Source organism: Hymenobacter defluvii (assembly GCF_017589435.1).
GTDB lineage: Bacteria > Bacteroidota > Bacteroidia > Cytophagales > Hymenobacteraceae > Hymenobacter > Hymenobacter profundi.
The window spans coordinates 1-475 of sequence record NZ_JAGETX010000121.1 but is presented as its reverse complement, the minus strand read 5'-3'; the positions used below and the strand labels follow the sequence as shown (position 1 = coordinate 475).

Annotated in this window: 1 pseudogene; it reads right to left on the bottom strand. The window is 51.2% G+C overall.

Annotation, left to right across the window (positions count from 1 at the left end):
- Nucleotides 1-475, bottom strand: a pseudogene (locus J4D97_RS23280) (hypothetical protein); the annotation flags it as partial.

Genomic DNA, 475 nt, shown 5'->3' with positions numbered 1-475 from the left:
CTCCAATCCTATGAAACGGTCCTGCAATCGGCGCTTGTACTGGCCGAAATCGACTGTTTTTCCAACCACTTGGCTACTAATGAATTCATCTAGACGCACGAGCAAGGCAGGATAGGCTTGACGCAAACGAGTGATGTGCTCTTGAAGGGTAATTACGTATCGTTCCCGCGTTGCCGCGTCGCGCTGCAACTCCGGCAAGTTAAATCCCAAGGCCCCTGGAAACTTCTCAAAAAAGGCGGCCTCTGGGTCTTTTGCTGTGGCAATGCTCTCGCGCAGACGTCGAGTTACAGCGGGTAAGTTCCGGGTCCGCTGTGCATAGGCAGGCAGTTGCCGGTAAAACGTCAGGAATGGTTTAATAGACTCAATGAAAGCTGCATTAGATACCCGCTCGGCCGGTCCTAATTGAAGTAGTTCGCGGTAATCGTTGAAGAGTGCTAGCTTTTCGGGCAGAAGCTCAAAAGCTTTGACTGTATAC